Raw genomic sequence first — 14,074 nt, forward strand, 5'->3', positions numbered from 1 at the left:
AATCTTGATTCAAAGTCTACCCATGACCATTGCATCTTCCTGATTTCTACAGCACGTAGCATTGTGTATAAGAGGATAAAGCCTGCATTCTTTACAGTTTGTGTGCCATTGTATTTAGGTAGGCTTGTTCTAGCTTTATATCGTTCTTCTTTCGTTAATGCTCTTGCATGATTGACACGAGGACGTTTAATTACATCACGTACTGCATAAGTAGGATCATTCTCAGCACGAAGCGTTGCTATAGCATATCGAATAACCCCCCCAACAAATCTTCTGTTCTCAAGTGCCGCAGAAGCACCAGTAAATCTTCCATTTGATTCTTTTACAACACGTTCTACAGTGTTATCAAGTATTTTAAGCACATCTGCTGATGTTACCTCGTTTATATTCTTCTTCCCAATAACAGGTGAAATATCTTTTTCTAAAGCAATATCAAACTTCCCTTGATATGTTTCGGACTTTGAACACATTCGTTTCAGTTTAAATTCAGCAGCAATTGAATCAAAGGTATTAGTTGTTTCAGCTAATGCCTGAGCTCTAATATTTTTTCGATCTTCAACAGGATGTATGCCTTTTGCTAGCTTTGCTCTCATTTGGTCTTTTAAAGAACGAGCCTCGGCTAAACTAATAGCAGGGTATTCCCCCAAGCTCATTGATGATTCTTTACCCTGAAAAACAAATTTAAATCGCCATACCTTAGCACCAGTCGGTCTAATCTCTATATATAGTCGATCAGAGTCTAGTAGTCTATATAATTTATCTTTTGGTTTTAGACTCTTAATTTTGACATCAGAAAGTTTTGTAGTAGCCATTGAGAGTATTTTGAATGAAATGTTACCCGTATTATTACCCGTTTTTATAAGGAATTAAAAGATACTAAAAAGAACTAATAAGAATAGTATTTATTTTATTTCAAATACTTATGATCATTAAAAGAACTGTAAGGAATTATAAAAAACATTAACCATTATTATTTTTTACAACTGTTGCTTGCGCCATAATTCAAACTTCCACAATTGCATATATTGTGCCGTAAAACGTAATCTTTTTCCATCATTTAGGAATTTAGCGTTTAGGCTGAACTTTTGTTAAAATATGCACCTTATCTCATTAACTAGAGTACAACGCATGTCTAAAACACGTGTGATTTATCCGGGGACCTTCGATCCAATTACCAATGGACATGTAGATTTGGTTGCAAGAGCATCAAAAATGTTTGATGAAGTTGTAGTGGCAATCGCGATTGGGCATCATAAAAATCCTGTGTTTAGTTTAGAAGAGCGAGTTGAGCTAGCAAAAATATCATTAAGCCATTTAGACAATGTTGAATTTGTTGGTTTTGATGGCTTGTTGGTGAATTTCTTTCGTGAGCAACGTGCGACAGCGGTTCTCCGTGGTCTAAGAGCGATTTCTGATTTTGAATATGAATTTCAGTTAGCCAATATGAATCGCCAACTCGATCCCCAGTTTGAATCAGTTTTTTTAACGCCATCAGAGCAGTATTCATTTATTTCATCAACTTTGGTGAGAGAAATTGCACGTTTGAAAGGGGATGTGACTAAGTTTGTGCCTGCCGTTGTGGTCGAGGCCTTTGCACGAAAACATCAACAGGGCTGGTAGCGTGTCATTATATATTACAGATGAATGCATCAATTGTGATGTCTGCGAGCCTGTATGTCCAAATGAAGCCATTTATATGGGTGAGTTGATTTATGAGATTAATCCATCACTTTGTACAGAGTGTATAGGGCATTTTGATCAGCCGCAGTGCCAATTATTTTGCCCAGTGGATTGTATTCCTTTGGATCCTACGCATGTGGAATCACATGATGAGCTTATGGAAAAATACAAAAAATTAACAGCGCAAAAAAAATCGAGCAATTAACGTCGAACTTTGATAATATGCGCCACGAAGTGGGCTGGACGGTCGCTGCTGTGGAGGTCTCCGTGACTGAAGCAGGGGAGGAAAGTCCGGGCTTCATAGGGCAGGGTGCCAGGTAACGCCTGGGCGGTGTAAACCGACGGCAAGTGCAGCAGAGAGTAGACCGCCTCATTCGTGAGGTAAGGGTGAAAGGGTGCGGTAAGAGCGCACCGCGTGTCTGGTAACAGTTCACGGCAAGGTAAACCCCACCAGAAGCAAGACCAAATAGGAATCCTGAGGCACGGCCCGTGCTGGATTCGGGTAGGTCGCTTGAGCGTATGAGTGATTGTACGCCTAGAGGAATGATCGTCCTCGACAGAACCCGGCTTACAGGCCCACTTCTAAGATTTTTTAAAATTATGCTTGACGAGTGTAGTGAAAGTTAAGATAATGCGCGCACAGTTTTAGGCTATGTAGCTCAGTTGGTTAGAGCACCGCACTCATAATGCGGGGGTCACAAGTTCAAGTCTCGTCATAGCCACCATTTTATAGACCACGCTCCTGCGTGGTCTCTTTTTATCTGCTATTTTTAGCGATTGCGCTCAGTTTCTAATGGTCTTTGTAAAACTAGAATATTGAAAAGCACTTATGAAATGTTCTATTTGCTGAAAAATAATCAATCGATATTCGGATGCATAAAAAGTGCGCATATGTTTTGTTTTTTCAATGTCATAGGCTTGACCTGCATAGCATAACACTAGATAATGCGCTCACAGTTTACGGCTATGTAGCTCAGTTGGTTAGAGCACCGCACTCATAATGCGGGGGTCACAGGTTCAAGTCCCGTCATAGCCACCATTTTATAAACCACGCTCCTGCGTGGTTTTTTTTATTATGTATTTGTTCATATGACGATAAGTTTGCTAGTCATTATATGGGCTACTTTGACTAGCAATAATATTAAAGGTGTTTCTCGATCGTGATCAAAGTTTGAGTGCTTTGATAAAAAGGCTGTAAGATTAAAGTAATGAGTGGCTCAAGAACATCGTGTTCATCTAAGGCAATTACGACTTTAGGGTAAAAACGCATTGCCTCATTTAATAAATCTGTTTCTTCTAAGCCAATTGCTGCAAAAACTTCTTCTAAGCTCTCATCTTTATAAAAGTCGTAGAATACTTTGACACCATATAAAATTAAATCTTGTAAAAAAGCAGATTGGCGTAATTCTTTCCAATATTCATAAATCATGACAAAGAATTCTTCGACGTCAAGCGGTGTTACTTGTTTCGTATATTCTGATAAAGGTTTTGCTTTATTGTCATCCCAAATGTTACGAGCGAGACTTTCTAAATCATCATTAGAAAGTAGGCTTAAATCAGCCAGTTGTTCTTGAATAAGGCGTGCAATACTTTCTTCAATTTTATGTTCAATACGTTGTTGTTGACGATACGAAAAGGTTTTGAGTTTATGTTGCCATTCATATTTACTTTCAGCAATTCGCTCTTCATCTATTTGTGAAAATAGTTTGGGTAATTTGTTCTGCAAAGTTGTTGTTGCAATGTATTGGCATAACTGCTGAATAGAAGGGCTTTCTTTTAAGAAATGATTGAGATAATGACGAATATTTTCAAGTTCTAAAATCTTGGATAACCAGATTTCGAATTGATGATCTGAGAAAACATCTTGTAATTGAGCAGAAGATTGTAACGAAAAGACATGAAGCTTTTGTGCGATCTCACCAATAAACTCTAGTAGTCCTGCCCCAAGCTGCATTTCAAATGCATAACGTTTAACTACAGCTTGAATTTGCTCAAGTTCTATGACTTCTTTGAGTTTAATATTCGGTGCGTGCTGTAAAATGAGTTGAATAAATTGCTTGAAGAAATCAGCGGAAAGTTGTGTTGTGAGTTGATTTTTATAAAATGCCACTTGCTCAAGCAAAAGTGCTTGAGCAAGTGTTTGTGACTTTTCAGAAACAACTTTTTCAGTCATTCGCGGTCCATCCATTGACGATAGGGTAGCGTCGTTCACGACTAAATGCACGCGAGCTAATACGTGGACCAATCGCGCCTTGACGACGTTTATATTCATTGCGATCAACCAAGCGAATCACTTTTTCAACCACATCAGCTTCATAGCCTTTTGCGATAATGTCTGCTTGGCTTAAATCTTCTTCTATATAAGCATATAAGATTGCATCAAGTACATCGTAAGCAGGCAAAGAATCTTGGTCTTTTTGGTCAGGACGTAATTCTGCTGATGGTGGACGAGTAATCACACGCTCAGGGATAACAGGCGTTTCGCTTAGACTATTACGGTATTTTGCTAATTCGAATACGATGGTTTTATATACATCTTTGAGCACTGAGAAACCGCCGACCATATCGCCATATAATGTACAATAGCCAACTGAGATTTCAGATTTATTACCTGTAGATAGCACGAGATTACCAAATTTATTGGATAAACCCATGAGTAAGGTGCCACGTGCACGTGCTTGCAAGTTTTCTTCTGTTGCATCGGCAGGTGAGTTTCCAAAAAATGGAAATAGCGTTTGCATGAAGCTATTTACGATTGGATGAATTTCGGCAATTCCAAAAGTTACCCCCATACGACGCGCTTGTTCGGTTGCATCTTCTACACTCATTTGAGAGGTGTAGGTATATGGCATCATCACCGCTTGTACTTTATCCGCGCCAATTGCATCAACAGCAATGGCAAGTGTTAAAGCTGAATCAATACCGCCAGACAGACCTAAGATCACACCAGGAAAGCCAGAGCGCTGTACGTAATCACGGGTGGACATAACGAGAGCTTGATAAATTTCAGCAAAAGTATCTAATGCAGGAATCGCATCAGCTTTTTTAAATTGCTTTTGCGCCACGTCATACTCTGTAAAGTAAACAGCTTCTTTAAAGCTTGGCGCTTGCAATGCGAGTTCACCATTATGATTATTGACGAAGCTAGAGCCATCAAAAATAAGATCGTCTTGGCCACCGACCTGATTCACATACACAATATTCAGGTTTAGTTGTTTTGCGAGCTCACTCAAAGTCTGAATACGGTGTTGAGGCTTACCAACTTCGTAAGGCGAAGCATTTAAGATCAAGACTGTTTCAACATTTAGTTGGCTCAGTTGTTTTACTGTATTCAATGACCAAACATCTTCACATATAAGGACACCAAATTTATGACCGAGATACTCAAACACTAAATGCTGATGACCTTCTTGGAAATAGCGCTTTTCATCAAACACACCATAATTGGGTAAATTATGTTTGTTATAGATGCCTAAAACCTGACCATCTTTCATCACTGCAGCTGAGTTATAGCGATGACCATCTTCTGTTTGGTGAACAAAACCAAAGACCATAACGATATCTTTTACTTCGCTTAACTGAGCCAACGCCTTTTGTGTGCGTTTTTGTAAGTTCGGGCGAAGTATAAGATCTTCAGCTGGGTAGCCTAGCGTTGATAGTTCTGGAAAGACGATCAAATCAGCTTGTTGTTGTTTCGCTAAATTAGCCTGTTCAACCATCTTTTGAGTATTTGCGTCAATATTGCCAATATGCGGAGAGAATTGAGCAAGGGCAATTTTAAAATTTTTCATTCAAACCTAATCCTAAGTCTTAACTAATGATGATATGCAAGCTTTTGATTTGTATAAGTATAGTTTTAAAAAACAAATGCATATCATGGTGTCAAACGTTCTGTATCTTAAAGAAAAATGACAAGTTCACTAATATATACTAAATGCACATTTTTCTGCGTAAAAATAACAAGTTTTTCTGTATAAAACATCTAGATTTGTTGGTGGAATTTAGCATTTCTCAATATTTATGTTGGGCTGAAGCATGATTGTGAATAAATTCTGTTGCTTGAGCGCTTTTTCATTATATTTTTTCAAAATTTAATGACATTCCAATGACCAGTATTGTATTGAATTTGGCCATACAAAATAAGATTTGTTTAAAAAAATACAAACTATCTGATGCTAATCTAACTATATAAAATTATTAATTTAATTTCTTCAATACTTTATTGAGTTGTGCTTGTTTTTTATACCGTTCGTCGGGAATCCAATTGCGACACTTGAGTGTACATTTGTGCACTGCTATTATCCTAATTAATGTGAACGGGTGTACACTGTTAAGCAAGCTTATCGAATGTCATCCAACATAAAGAGAGGTAACAAATATGTCTGTTTTATTTTTTCTTGTGATTGCATCTATTTTGGCAATAGTTGTTGGTCGTGTAGGTACAGTTCTATTTCAAAAAACTGAGTTTGATCATATTTAGGAGATGAACATGTCAATTATATTATTTCCAGTTGTTGCATCTGCTTTAGCAATCGTTGTTGGTCGCGTAGGCACAATCATGTTGCAACATCAAGATGAATCGAAGTAATACGATTTTAACTGTCACCTATAAATTAAATGAGCGAGGTAACAATAATGATGGTTCCTATGATTTTATTTCCTGTGGTTGCGTTTGGTTTAGCAATTGGTATAGGACGTGTTGGTACAATTGTTAAAGATGCAATGCGTGTAGATTTTACGACTGAAATGGATGATAGTCATGAACTCAAATCTGAAAGCCAAAAAGGTTCTGCTGCGTAAAGTAGATTCTGATTTACTCACTTAAAAAGCCCTGTGGATAAAATAACAGGGCTTTTTATTTTTTAAGAATAATATTAGGGACTTTTTTGAGGAAAATATCACGAGCGATGTCTCCCTGTTGTTCAATGTTGTATTGAGTAAATGCCTTACCCTCAACAAACTGATATTTATAGGGGTTATATAGTTTTAGACTTAAATAATAACCCAGTTGTAATAGAGCGCCTTTTAAAATGACATTGGTTTGTTGTTGATATTGAAGAATATGGGTAAGTTCATGAATAAAGATGCTTTGTAAAGTAATTGAACATCTTGAATAGTCTGAATGGAAATACTTTTGATGGACATATAAATTTCCGTTTGGCGCAATAAAAATATTGGTGGGTTGCCAAGGTAAGTAGGGGATATTAAAAATTCTAATTTTTGAATAATCAATAAGGTCACCAAAGACGGGTCGAGCCATCTCAATCTCAGCTAGAGTGAGTCCGCGATAAGCAAATTCATTTATCCTAAAAAAAACAATCAAACTAGAAATGAATCTCGCTTTTAATTCTTGAGTCAATCGATACCAAAGTTTGAACATTTTGAGAATCTAAGGTAAGTGGTGTTTAATAAATTATCTAGTTTTTTAATATAGCGTCTAAAGAAAAACCCCAGTTAAAACTGAGGCTTTACAACAACTAAAATGATGATCGCAAATAAAAGCAGCGTTGGCATTTCATTGAAAAAGCGCCAAAACTTGTGCGATTTGTAGTGTGCGTTACCAATCAACTTTTTGCGATAATAACCACACACAAAATGGTAAATCACCAACAATCCAACCAATCCGACTTTAAGATAAAACCATATTGCTTCATGGTAATGTCGAGTTGCATCGCCCCATTCAACGAGAAAGTGGGCAGTCACTAATGTGGCAATCATAGATGGCCACATAATGCCACGATACAACTTACGTTCCATTACTTCAAAGCGTTGGTGACTAATCTCATCTTCACTCATCGCATGATAAACATAAAGGCGTGGTAAGTAGAACAATGCTGCGAACCAACATACCACAGCGATAATATGTAATGCTTTTACCCACAAGAAAGCATCAGAAGGTGCATCCATTGATAATCCTACGTGTTTATTTCACGTGGGATTTAGGCATCCCACTTCTTGAAAATAAGGCAGGCGTTAACACCGCCAAACCCAAAACTGTTACTCATTACAGTATTCAGTTTCGCATCACGTTTTTCAAGTACAATATCGAAACCTTGTGCGCCTTCATCTAACTCGGTCACATTAATGTTTGGTGCAATAAAATCATTTTGCATCATTAATACAGAGTAAATGGCTTCTTGAACGCCTGCTGCGCCTAAGCTGTGACCTGTCATTGATTTGGTTGAGCTAAATGCAGGAACTTGACCTTCACCAAATGCACGCTCCATCGCTTTAAGTTCAGTAATGTCGCCTGCTGGCGTAGATGTGCCATGTGTGTTGACGTAATCAACTTTTTCTACACCATTTTGTTTGGCTTCATCCAGCGCCATAAGGATACAGCGAGTTGCACCTTCACCTGATGGTGCAACCATATCAGCACCATCACTATTTGCTGCATAGGCAACAACTTCTGCTAGGATGTTTGCACCACGAGCTTGAGCATGTTCAAGCGACTCAAGGATAACGAAACCGCCACCACCAGCGATGACGAAACCGTCACGGTCTTTTGAGTATGGGCGTGATGCAGTTTCAGGTGTGTCATTGTATTTAGAACATAATGCACCCATCGCATCAAACAATAGGCTTTGTGACCAGTGATCTTCTTCACCACCACCTGCAAGCATTAAATCTTGTTTGCCTAGTTGGATTAAATTATAAGCATAACCAATAGCATCTGCAGAAGTTGCACAAGCACTGGTAATCGAATGAGCAATACCTTGTAGTTTTAAAGCGACACCAACGTTCGCGGTAATGGTATTACTCATGTTGCGTGGGACGAAGAAAGGTCCAATTTTACGTGCGCCTTTTTCTTCAAGAAGTTTTACCATCTCTGCAACAGAAGCTGTTGAGTTACCACCACTACCGCCTGCGATACCATAACGTGGATTGTTGGCTAAATCTTCTTGTTTTAAACCTGCATGTTCTACCGCGGCAATCGCTGCATTGTAGGCATACATCGCACATACGCCCATGAAGCGTTTAAGTTTACGGTCGATACCATCAAAATCTTGCTCGGCAGCAGCGCTGACATGGCTTTTGAAATTAAGTTCGGCATAAGTTGGGTTAAAACGTGTCCCAGAGATTCCATTTTTTAAAGAATGAGTCACCTCTTCTAAAGAGTTACCGATGCATGAGTTAATGCCCATACCAGTGATTACAACACGTTTCATTTACAGTTCCCTTTTATGGTAATACTAAGCCTTGTATATCATCGCTATGCAAAATAACGAGGAGAAGATAATGATTAAAACGGCTTATGTGTGAATGACATCATGATAACAGAAAGGTTTTTTATTTCTTATGGCAATTTTTATGCCTATTTTCAGTTGTGTAAATTTTGGTAAAGATCCACTATCTGTCGACAAAAGGTAATGAAAGTATACAGATAAAAGTTGAGATAAATCTGTATTCAACCTAGTATTTACCTAGAGATGCACACAATATACAACAGAGGTACTTGATGACAAAATCTAAAAACAAACCAGCTTCAGGTTTATTTGCACAAGCCTTTGGAGTGGCTAAAAAGCTCAGTTCGGAATTACAAAAACTTCAAGTTGCCCCAACGACATCTGGTGGTGAGCATGCTCATGCAGCCAATGTCATTGAGGGGAGCGCACGTATAAAAAGTCCATTTGAAGTAGAAAAGTATGAAAGTCCTCAGCAGATGTTGCGTCAACAATTGCCTAAATTTTCACATCAGTTGTTAGGTCGCCACTACGCAAAGGTGAATAATGTGGCTTCTTTTGTGTCACCAGATTTAGGTGAAAAAGTTTCAGACTATTTATTTCAGTGGTTAAATGAGTTTAGTTCCAATAGTTCATTGACTGAAAAAATCTTAGATGAGGCTGGCGTAACAGATATTATGGAACTTACCAAAGATACCGGGCGTTCGCAGCGTTTAAGCCAAGCACTGATCGAACAAAATAAGCTGTTGGCTGCTGCTCAAGGTGCGGTGACTGGTGCAACAGGTGTTTGGGGCGCTGCAATAGATATTCCTGCATCTTTTGTTTTGGCATTGAGAACTATTTATCAAACAGGTCGTTCACACGGTTTTGATTTAACAGATGAGGTTGATCAGGATGTTGTGGCATTTGTTTTTAAAGAAATTGATTTAGGGTTGGTTGCAGAAAAGCAAACACTTTTACTTGCTTTGAAAGCTTTGAAATCAATGTTAGAAACCCATGATTTGCAGCAATTCCAACAGCTTCTAGGATCAAACAACGATATTGAATTGGTGAAGCAATGGTTGGTTGATGATCAAGGTCAATTTAAATGGGGATGGCTAAATCGTATTCCTCAGGTTTCGATGGTGGGGAAACTAACGCCAATTGCTGGTGCGGCATTGGGTGGTTTTTATAGCTGGAAGCTACTAGAAGATGTTGGACATAAGTCACAATCAATTTTTGGAGCAGCGCGTTTTTATTTAAATGAACATCCAAATGAACAAATTTCGGCATTGGAGGCTTATTTCAAAGCTGAAGCTCTACTTCGCAAGGAACCATCAAAATATTTAAATCAAGCCGATAATACGGGATTAAAAACAGATGATTTGAAGAATGATGTGATTACCCACGTCGCTGTGCAGTTGAAACACGATGTATTGCCTGAACAAAATGACGACAAAGTTAGTGATGGTTTACAGCAACTTGCTGAGCAATATGTTGAAGAGCATGAGCACACTAAACAACAGTCTGCTTTGAAGTCTGAGGAAGTAGAAGAATTTGTGGCTGAAACGCAGGAATCAACAACTGAGCAACAAACTATAGACATAGAGCCAGCTTCAACCAAACATAGCTGATTCGGTCTTTACTTGCTGTTTACATCGAAGCAACGTTTTAGACAAACAATGGTCAACATGCAGCTTATTGCATTGTTGACCATTGTTGCATCTTGGCTTACAATTATGTGCCCTTGAAAAGAGGTGTTTTTTCTTTTTTTCGAGGTTGTTTAATAACGGGAGAATTGCCAAATGGCAACAACAAATCAGTTGATCCGTAAGGGTCGTACAACTTTGATTGAAAAATCAAAAGTTCCTGCGTTGAAGGCTTGTCCACAACGTCGTGGTGTATGTACACGTGTATATACGACTACTCCTAAAAAACCTAACTCAGCAATGCGTAAGGTTTGCCGTGTTCGCTTAACTTCTGGTTTTGAAGTATCTAGCTACATCGGTGGTGAAGGTCATAACTTACAAGAGCACAGTGTTGTTCTTATCCGTGGTGGTCGTGTTAAAGACTTACCAGGTGTACGTTACCATACCGTTCGTGGTTCTTTAGACTGTGCTGGCGTGAAAGATCGTAACCAGTCACGTTCTAAATACGGTGCGAAACGTCCTAAGAAGTAATTCTAGGCAACTTGCCCAAGCAACCCTTTAGCGTTTCGCTTGTTTGAATTCTTCATAGATTTGTAATTCAAGCGACGTATAGTAAGGCCAGCGTCATGTGCATGACACTTGTACAAACTGCTGGATTATCCTGAAGTGTCATAATATTAGGTGTATTAAAATGCCAAGACGTCGCGTAGTCGCTGCTCGTGAGATCCTTCCAGATCCAAAATTTAGCAGCCAAACAATCGCTAAATTCATGAACCACGTAATGCAAGATGGTAAAAAATCTGTTGCTGAAGGTATCGTTTACGGTGCTTTAGAACGTGTTCAAGAAAAAAATAAAGTAGACCCAGTTGAATTTTTCGAGACTACTCTTGAAAAAGTTCGTCCTATGGTTGAAGTAAAAGCACGCCGTGTTGGTGGTGCTACTTACCAAGTACCTATGGAAGTACGCCCATCCCGTCGTACTGCCTTAGCTATGCGTTGGTTAGTAGATGCTGCTGCTAAGCGTTCTGAAAAAACGATGGCTTTACGTCTTGCTGGTGAGTTGCTTGATGCAGCTGAAGGTAAAGGTGCAGCAATCAAAAAACGTGAAGACGTGCATCGTATGGCTGAAGCCAACAAAGCCTTCTCTCACTACCGTTTCTAAGCGGATAAAACAGTCCCTAATCAGGAGAATATTCATGCGCACCGCTGCTCGATTCAACATCGCTCTTTACCAAAGTGGGGGCTTTGCGGGTATTTAAGTTGTCTGCTTGGATATTCGTGCGCATCAATATAATTGGTGCGTCCTGTTTTAAATATAACATTTAGGAATGTAGACATCATGGCTCGCCAAACCCCTATTACTCGTTACCGTAACATCGGTATTTCTGCGCACATTGACGCAGGTAAAACAACTACAACTGAACGTATTTTGTTCTACACAGGTGTATCTCACAAAATTGGTGAAGTACACGACGGTGCAGCAACAATGGACTGGATGGAACAAGAGCAAGAACGTGGTATTACCATTACTTCTGCTGCTACGACTTGTTTCTGGTCTGGTATGGCTAACCAATTTGACCAACACCGTATCAACGTAATTGATACACCGGGACACGTAGACTTCACAATCGAAGTTGAACGTTCTATGCGTGTTCTTGATGGCGCGTGCATGGTTTACTGTGCAGTTGGTGGTGTACAGCCTCAGTCTGAAACTGTATGGCGTCAAGCAAACAAATATAAAGTGCCTCGTTTAGCATTCGTGAACAAGATGGACCGTACTGGTGCAAACTTCTTCCGTGCTGTTGAACAAGTTAAAACTCGTTTGGGCGGTAACCCTGTTCCAATCGTTGTGCCAATCGGTGCTGAAGACACATTCCAAGGTGTTGTTGACCTTATCGAGATGAAAGCGATTATCTGGGATGAAGCATCTCAAGGTATGAAGTTTGAATACGGTGAGATTCCAGCTGACCTCGTTGATACTGCTAACGAATGGCGTACTAACATGGTTGAAGCGGCTGCTGAAGCTTCAGAAGAGTTAATGGACAAGTACCTAGAAGAAGGTGATCTTTCTAAAGAAGACATCATCGCTGGTTTACGTGCTCGTACATTAGCATCTGAGATTCAAGTGATGCTTTGTGGTTCTGCGTTCAAAAACAAAGGTGTTCAACGTATGTTGGATGCTGTGATTGAATTCTTACCATCACCGACTGAAGTTAAAGCAATCGAAGGTATTCTTGACGATAAAGCTGAAACTAAAGCATCTCGTGAAGCATCTGACGAAGCACCGTTCTCTGCACTTGCGTTCAAAATTATGAACGATAAGTTCGTAGGTAACTTAACATTCGTACGTGTTTATTCTGGTGTTCTTAAACAAGGCGATCCAGTTTATAACCCAGTTAAGTCTAAGCGTGAACGTATCGGTCGTATCGTGCAAATGCACGCGAACGAACGTCAAGATCTTGATGAAATCCGTGCAGGTGATATCGCAGCGTGTGTAGGTCTTAAAGACGTAACTACTGGTGATACATTATGTGATGAGAAAAACATCATTACTCTTGAGCGTATGGAATTCCCTGAGCCAGTAATTTCATTGGCTGTTGAACCAAAAACTAAAGCTGACCAAGAAAAAATGTCGATTGCTTTAGGTCGTTTGGCGAAAGAAGATCCATCGTTCCGCGTTCGTACAGATGAAGAATCTGGTCAAACAATTATTGCTGGTATGGGTGAGCTTCACCTTGACATCATTGTTGACCGTATGAAGCGTGAATTTGGTGTTGAAGCGAATATCGGTAAACCAATGGTTGCTTATCGTGAAACGATTAAGAAAACTATTGAGCAAGAAGGTAAATTCGTTCGTCAAACAGGTGGTAAAGGTAAATTCGGTCATGTATATGTTCGTTTAGAGCCACTTGATGTTGAAGCTGCTGGTAAAGAATACGAATTTGCTGAAGAAGTTGTAGGTGGTGTAGTACCTAAAGAATTCTTTGGTGCGGTTGATAAAGGTATTCAAGAGCGTATGAAGAATGGTGTCTTGGCTGGTTACCCAGTTGTAGGCGTTAAAGCTGTTCTTTATGATGGTTCTTACCACGATGTCGACTCTGATGAATTGTCGTTCAAAATGGCGGGTTCATACGCTTTCCGTGACGGTTTCATGAAAGCAGATCCGATCCTTCTTGAGCCAATCATGAAAGTTGAAGTTGAAACTCCAGAAGACTACATGGGCGATATCATGGGTGACTTAAACCGCCGTCGTGGTATGGTTCAAGGTATGGACGATCTTCCTGGTGGAACAAAAGCAATTAAAGCAGAAGTTCCATTGGCTGAGATGTTTGGTTACGCGACTCAAATGCGTTCTATGTCTCAAGGTCGTGCAACGTATTCTATGGAATTCGCTAAATACGCTGAAACTCCACGTAACGTGGCTGAAGGCATCATCGCTAAGTTCCAAGCTGGCGGTAAAAAAGGTGACGACGAGTAATCTTTCGATTACTATATTACCCAACTAAAATTTAGTTAAAAACCAAGTGCTCATGGGTGACCCTCATGAGCAGTTTATAAAGGAAGATCATCATGGCTAAAGCC

General features: G+C 39.4%; 13 protein-coding genes, 2 tRNA genes and 1 other RNA gene. 10 read left to right on the top strand and 6 right to left on the bottom strand.

Features of this window, described 5'->3' with window-relative positions; all coding sequences use genetic code 11:
• Positions 1-812: tyrosine-type recombinase/integrase (locus HMPREF0023_RS09485; protein WP_008941974.1), on the bottom strand; the 812-nt coding region annotated here is incomplete at its 3' end.
• Between the two features lie 316 nt (positions 813-1,128).
• On the opposite strand from HMPREF0023_RS09485, the gene coaD reads away from it, so the two are divergent.
• The 5 genes from coaD (at position 1,129) to HMPREF0023_RS09505 (ending at position 2,719) form a co-directional block, all read left to right on the top strand.
• Positions 1,129-1,620, top strand: coding sequence for a pantetheine-phosphate adenylyltransferase (gene coaD / locus HMPREF0023_RS09490; protein ID WP_004638166.1), 492 nt, complete (start codon positions 1,129-1,131; stop codon positions 1,618-1,620).
• Between the two features lies 1 nt (position 1,621).
• Positions 1,622-1,885: a YfhL family 4Fe-4S dicluster ferredoxin gene (locus HMPREF0023_RS09495; RefSeq protein WP_005081519.1), complete on the top strand. Its 264-nt coding sequence runs from the start codon at positions 1,622-1,624 to the stop codon at positions 1,883-1,885.
• Between the two features lie 26 nt (positions 1,886-1,911).
• Positions 1,912-2,267, top strand: an RNA gene (gene rnpB, locus HMPREF0023_RS16080) — RNase P RNA component class A.
• A gap of 61 nt (positions 2,268-2,328) precedes the next feature.
• Positions 2,329-2,405, top strand: a tRNA-Met gene (locus HMPREF0023_RS09500).
• Between the two features lie 237 nt (positions 2,406-2,642).
• Positions 2,643-2,719 (top strand) — tRNA-Met (locus HMPREF0023_RS09505).
• A gap of 102 nt (positions 2,720-2,821) precedes the next feature.
• Here HMPREF0023_RS09505 and HMPREF0023_RS09510 read toward each other — a convergent pair.
• Both HMPREF0023_RS09510 and HMPREF0023_RS09515 read right to left on the bottom strand, forming a co-directional pair.
• On the bottom strand, positions 2,822-3,853 hold the full coding sequence (locus HMPREF0023_RS09510) for a hypothetical protein (RefSeq protein WP_005091394.1): 1,032 nt from the start codon (positions 3,851-3,853) through the stop codon (positions 2,822-2,824).
• Positions 3,846-5,471: an NAD+ synthase gene (locus HMPREF0023_RS09515; RefSeq protein WP_005091392.1), complete on the bottom strand. Its 1,626-nt coding sequence runs from the start codon at positions 5,469-5,471 to the stop codon at positions 3,846-3,848. Before HMPREF0023_RS09515 ends, HMPREF0023_RS09510 begins: the two co-directional genes overlap by 8 nt.
• An 844-nt stretch (positions 5,472-6,315) precedes the next feature.
• Here HMPREF0023_RS09515 and HMPREF0023_RS16545 point away from each other — a divergent pair.
• Positions 6,316-6,480, top strand: a complete 165-nt coding sequence (locus HMPREF0023_RS16545; protein ID WP_005081532.1) for a hypothetical protein — start codon at positions 6,316-6,318, stop codon at positions 6,478-6,480.
• 55 nt (positions 6,481-6,535) lie between these two features.
• Here HMPREF0023_RS16545 and HMPREF0023_RS09520 read toward each other — a convergent pair whose 3' ends face one another.
• The 3 genes from HMPREF0023_RS09520 to HMPREF0023_RS09530 all read right to left on the bottom strand — a co-directional run bounded on the left by HMPREF0023_RS09520 (position 6,536) and on the right by HMPREF0023_RS09530 (position 8,849).
• The gene (locus HMPREF0023_RS09520; RefSeq protein ID WP_005081534.1) at positions 6,536-7,060 is read right to left on the bottom strand and encodes a hypothetical protein; all 525 of its coding nucleotides are present in this window, start codon (positions 7,058-7,060) and stop codon (positions 6,536-6,538) included.
• 74 nt (positions 7,061-7,134) lie between these two features.
• Positions 7,135-7,587, bottom strand: coding sequence for a protoporphyrinogen oxidase HemJ (hemJ, locus tag HMPREF0023_RS09525; protein WP_005091388.1), 453 nt, complete (start codon positions 7,585-7,587; stop codon positions 7,135-7,137).
• 32 nt (positions 7,588-7,619) lie between these two features.
• Positions 7,620-8,849 (bottom strand): beta-ketoacyl synthase N-terminal-like domain-containing protein, encoded by a 1,230-nt coding sequence (locus HMPREF0023_RS09530; RefSeq protein ID WP_004638181.1) that lies wholly within the window; start codon positions 8,847-8,849, stop codon positions 7,620-7,622.
• Positions 8,850-9,139: 290 nt separating this feature from the next.
• On the opposite strand from HMPREF0023_RS09530, the gene HMPREF0023_RS09535 reads away from it, so the two are divergent.
• The 4 genes from HMPREF0023_RS09535 (at position 9,140) to fusA (ending at position 13,970) form a co-directional block, all read left to right on the top strand.
• On the top strand, positions 9,140-10,477 hold the full coding sequence (locus HMPREF0023_RS09535) for an EcsC family protein (protein WP_005091386.1): 1,338 nt from the start codon (positions 9,140-9,142) through the stop codon (positions 10,475-10,477).
• 171 nt (positions 10,478-10,648) lie between these two features.
• The gene (gene rpsL, locus HMPREF0023_RS09540; protein ID WP_004638184.1) at positions 10,649-11,023 is read left to right on the top strand and encodes a 30S ribosomal protein S12; all 375 of its coding nucleotides are present in this window, start codon (positions 10,649-10,651) and stop codon (positions 11,021-11,023) included.
• 160 nt (positions 11,024-11,183) lie between these two features.
• Positions 11,184-11,654: a 30S ribosomal protein S7 gene (gene rpsG, locus HMPREF0023_RS09545; protein WP_004638185.1), complete on the top strand. Its 471-nt coding sequence runs from the start codon at positions 11,184-11,186 to the stop codon at positions 11,652-11,654.
• Between the two features lie 177 nt (positions 11,655-11,831).
• Positions 11,832-13,970 (top strand): elongation factor G, encoded by a 2,139-nt coding sequence (fusA, locus tag HMPREF0023_RS09550; RefSeq protein WP_004638187.1) that lies wholly within the window; start codon positions 11,832-11,834, stop codon positions 13,968-13,970.
• Positions 13,971-14,074 lie beyond the last annotated feature (104 nt).

Source organism: Acinetobacter sp. ATCC 27244, from assembly GCF_000156555.1.
GTDB lineage: Bacteria > Pseudomonadota > Gammaproteobacteria > Pseudomonadales > Moraxellaceae > Acinetobacter > Acinetobacter haemolyticus.

Excerpts from the sequence above, each read along its gene's own strand:
- coaD (WP_004638166.1), top strand. The coding sequence starts at position 1,129 with ATGTCTAAAACACGTGTGATTTATCCGGGGACCTTCGATCCAATTACC.
- HMPREF0023_RS09515 (WP_005091392.1), bottom strand. The coding sequence starts at position 5,471 with ATGAAAAATTTTAAAATTGCCCTTGCTCAATTCTCTCCGCATATTGGC.
- HMPREF0023_RS16545 (WP_005081532.1), top strand. The coding sequence starts at position 6,316 with ATGATGGTTCCTATGATTTTATTTCCTGTGGTTGCGTTTGGTTTAGCA.
- HMPREF0023_RS09535 (WP_005091386.1), top strand. The coding sequence starts at position 9,140 with ATGACAAAATCTAAAAACAAACCAGCTTCAGGTTTATTTGCACAAGCC.
- HMPREF0023_RS09520 (WP_005081534.1), bottom strand. The coding sequence starts at position 7,060 with ATGTTCAAACTTTGGTATCGATTGACTCAAGAATTAAAAGCGAGATTC.
- HMPREF0023_RS09510 (WP_005091394.1), bottom strand. The coding sequence starts at position 3,853 with ATGACTGAAAAAGTTGTTTCTGAAAAGTCACAAACACTTGCTCAAGCA.
- fusA (WP_004638187.1), top strand. The coding sequence starts at position 11,832 with ATGGCTCGCCAAACCCCTATTACTCGTTACCGTAACATCGGTATTTCT.
- rpsG (WP_004638185.1), top strand. The coding sequence starts at position 11,184 with ATGCCAAGACGTCGCGTAGTCGCTGCTCGTGAGATCCTTCCAGATCCA.
- HMPREF0023_RS09530 (WP_004638181.1), bottom strand. The coding sequence starts at position 8,849 with ATGAAACGTGTTGTAATCACTGGTATGGGCATTAACTCATGCATCGGT.
- rpsL (WP_004638184.1), top strand. The coding sequence starts at position 10,649 with ATGGCAACAACAAATCAGTTGATCCGTAAGGGTCGTACAACTTTGATT.
- hemJ (WP_005091388.1), bottom strand. The coding sequence starts at position 7,587 with ATGGATGCACCTTCTGATGCTTTCTTGTGGGTAAAAGCATTACATATT.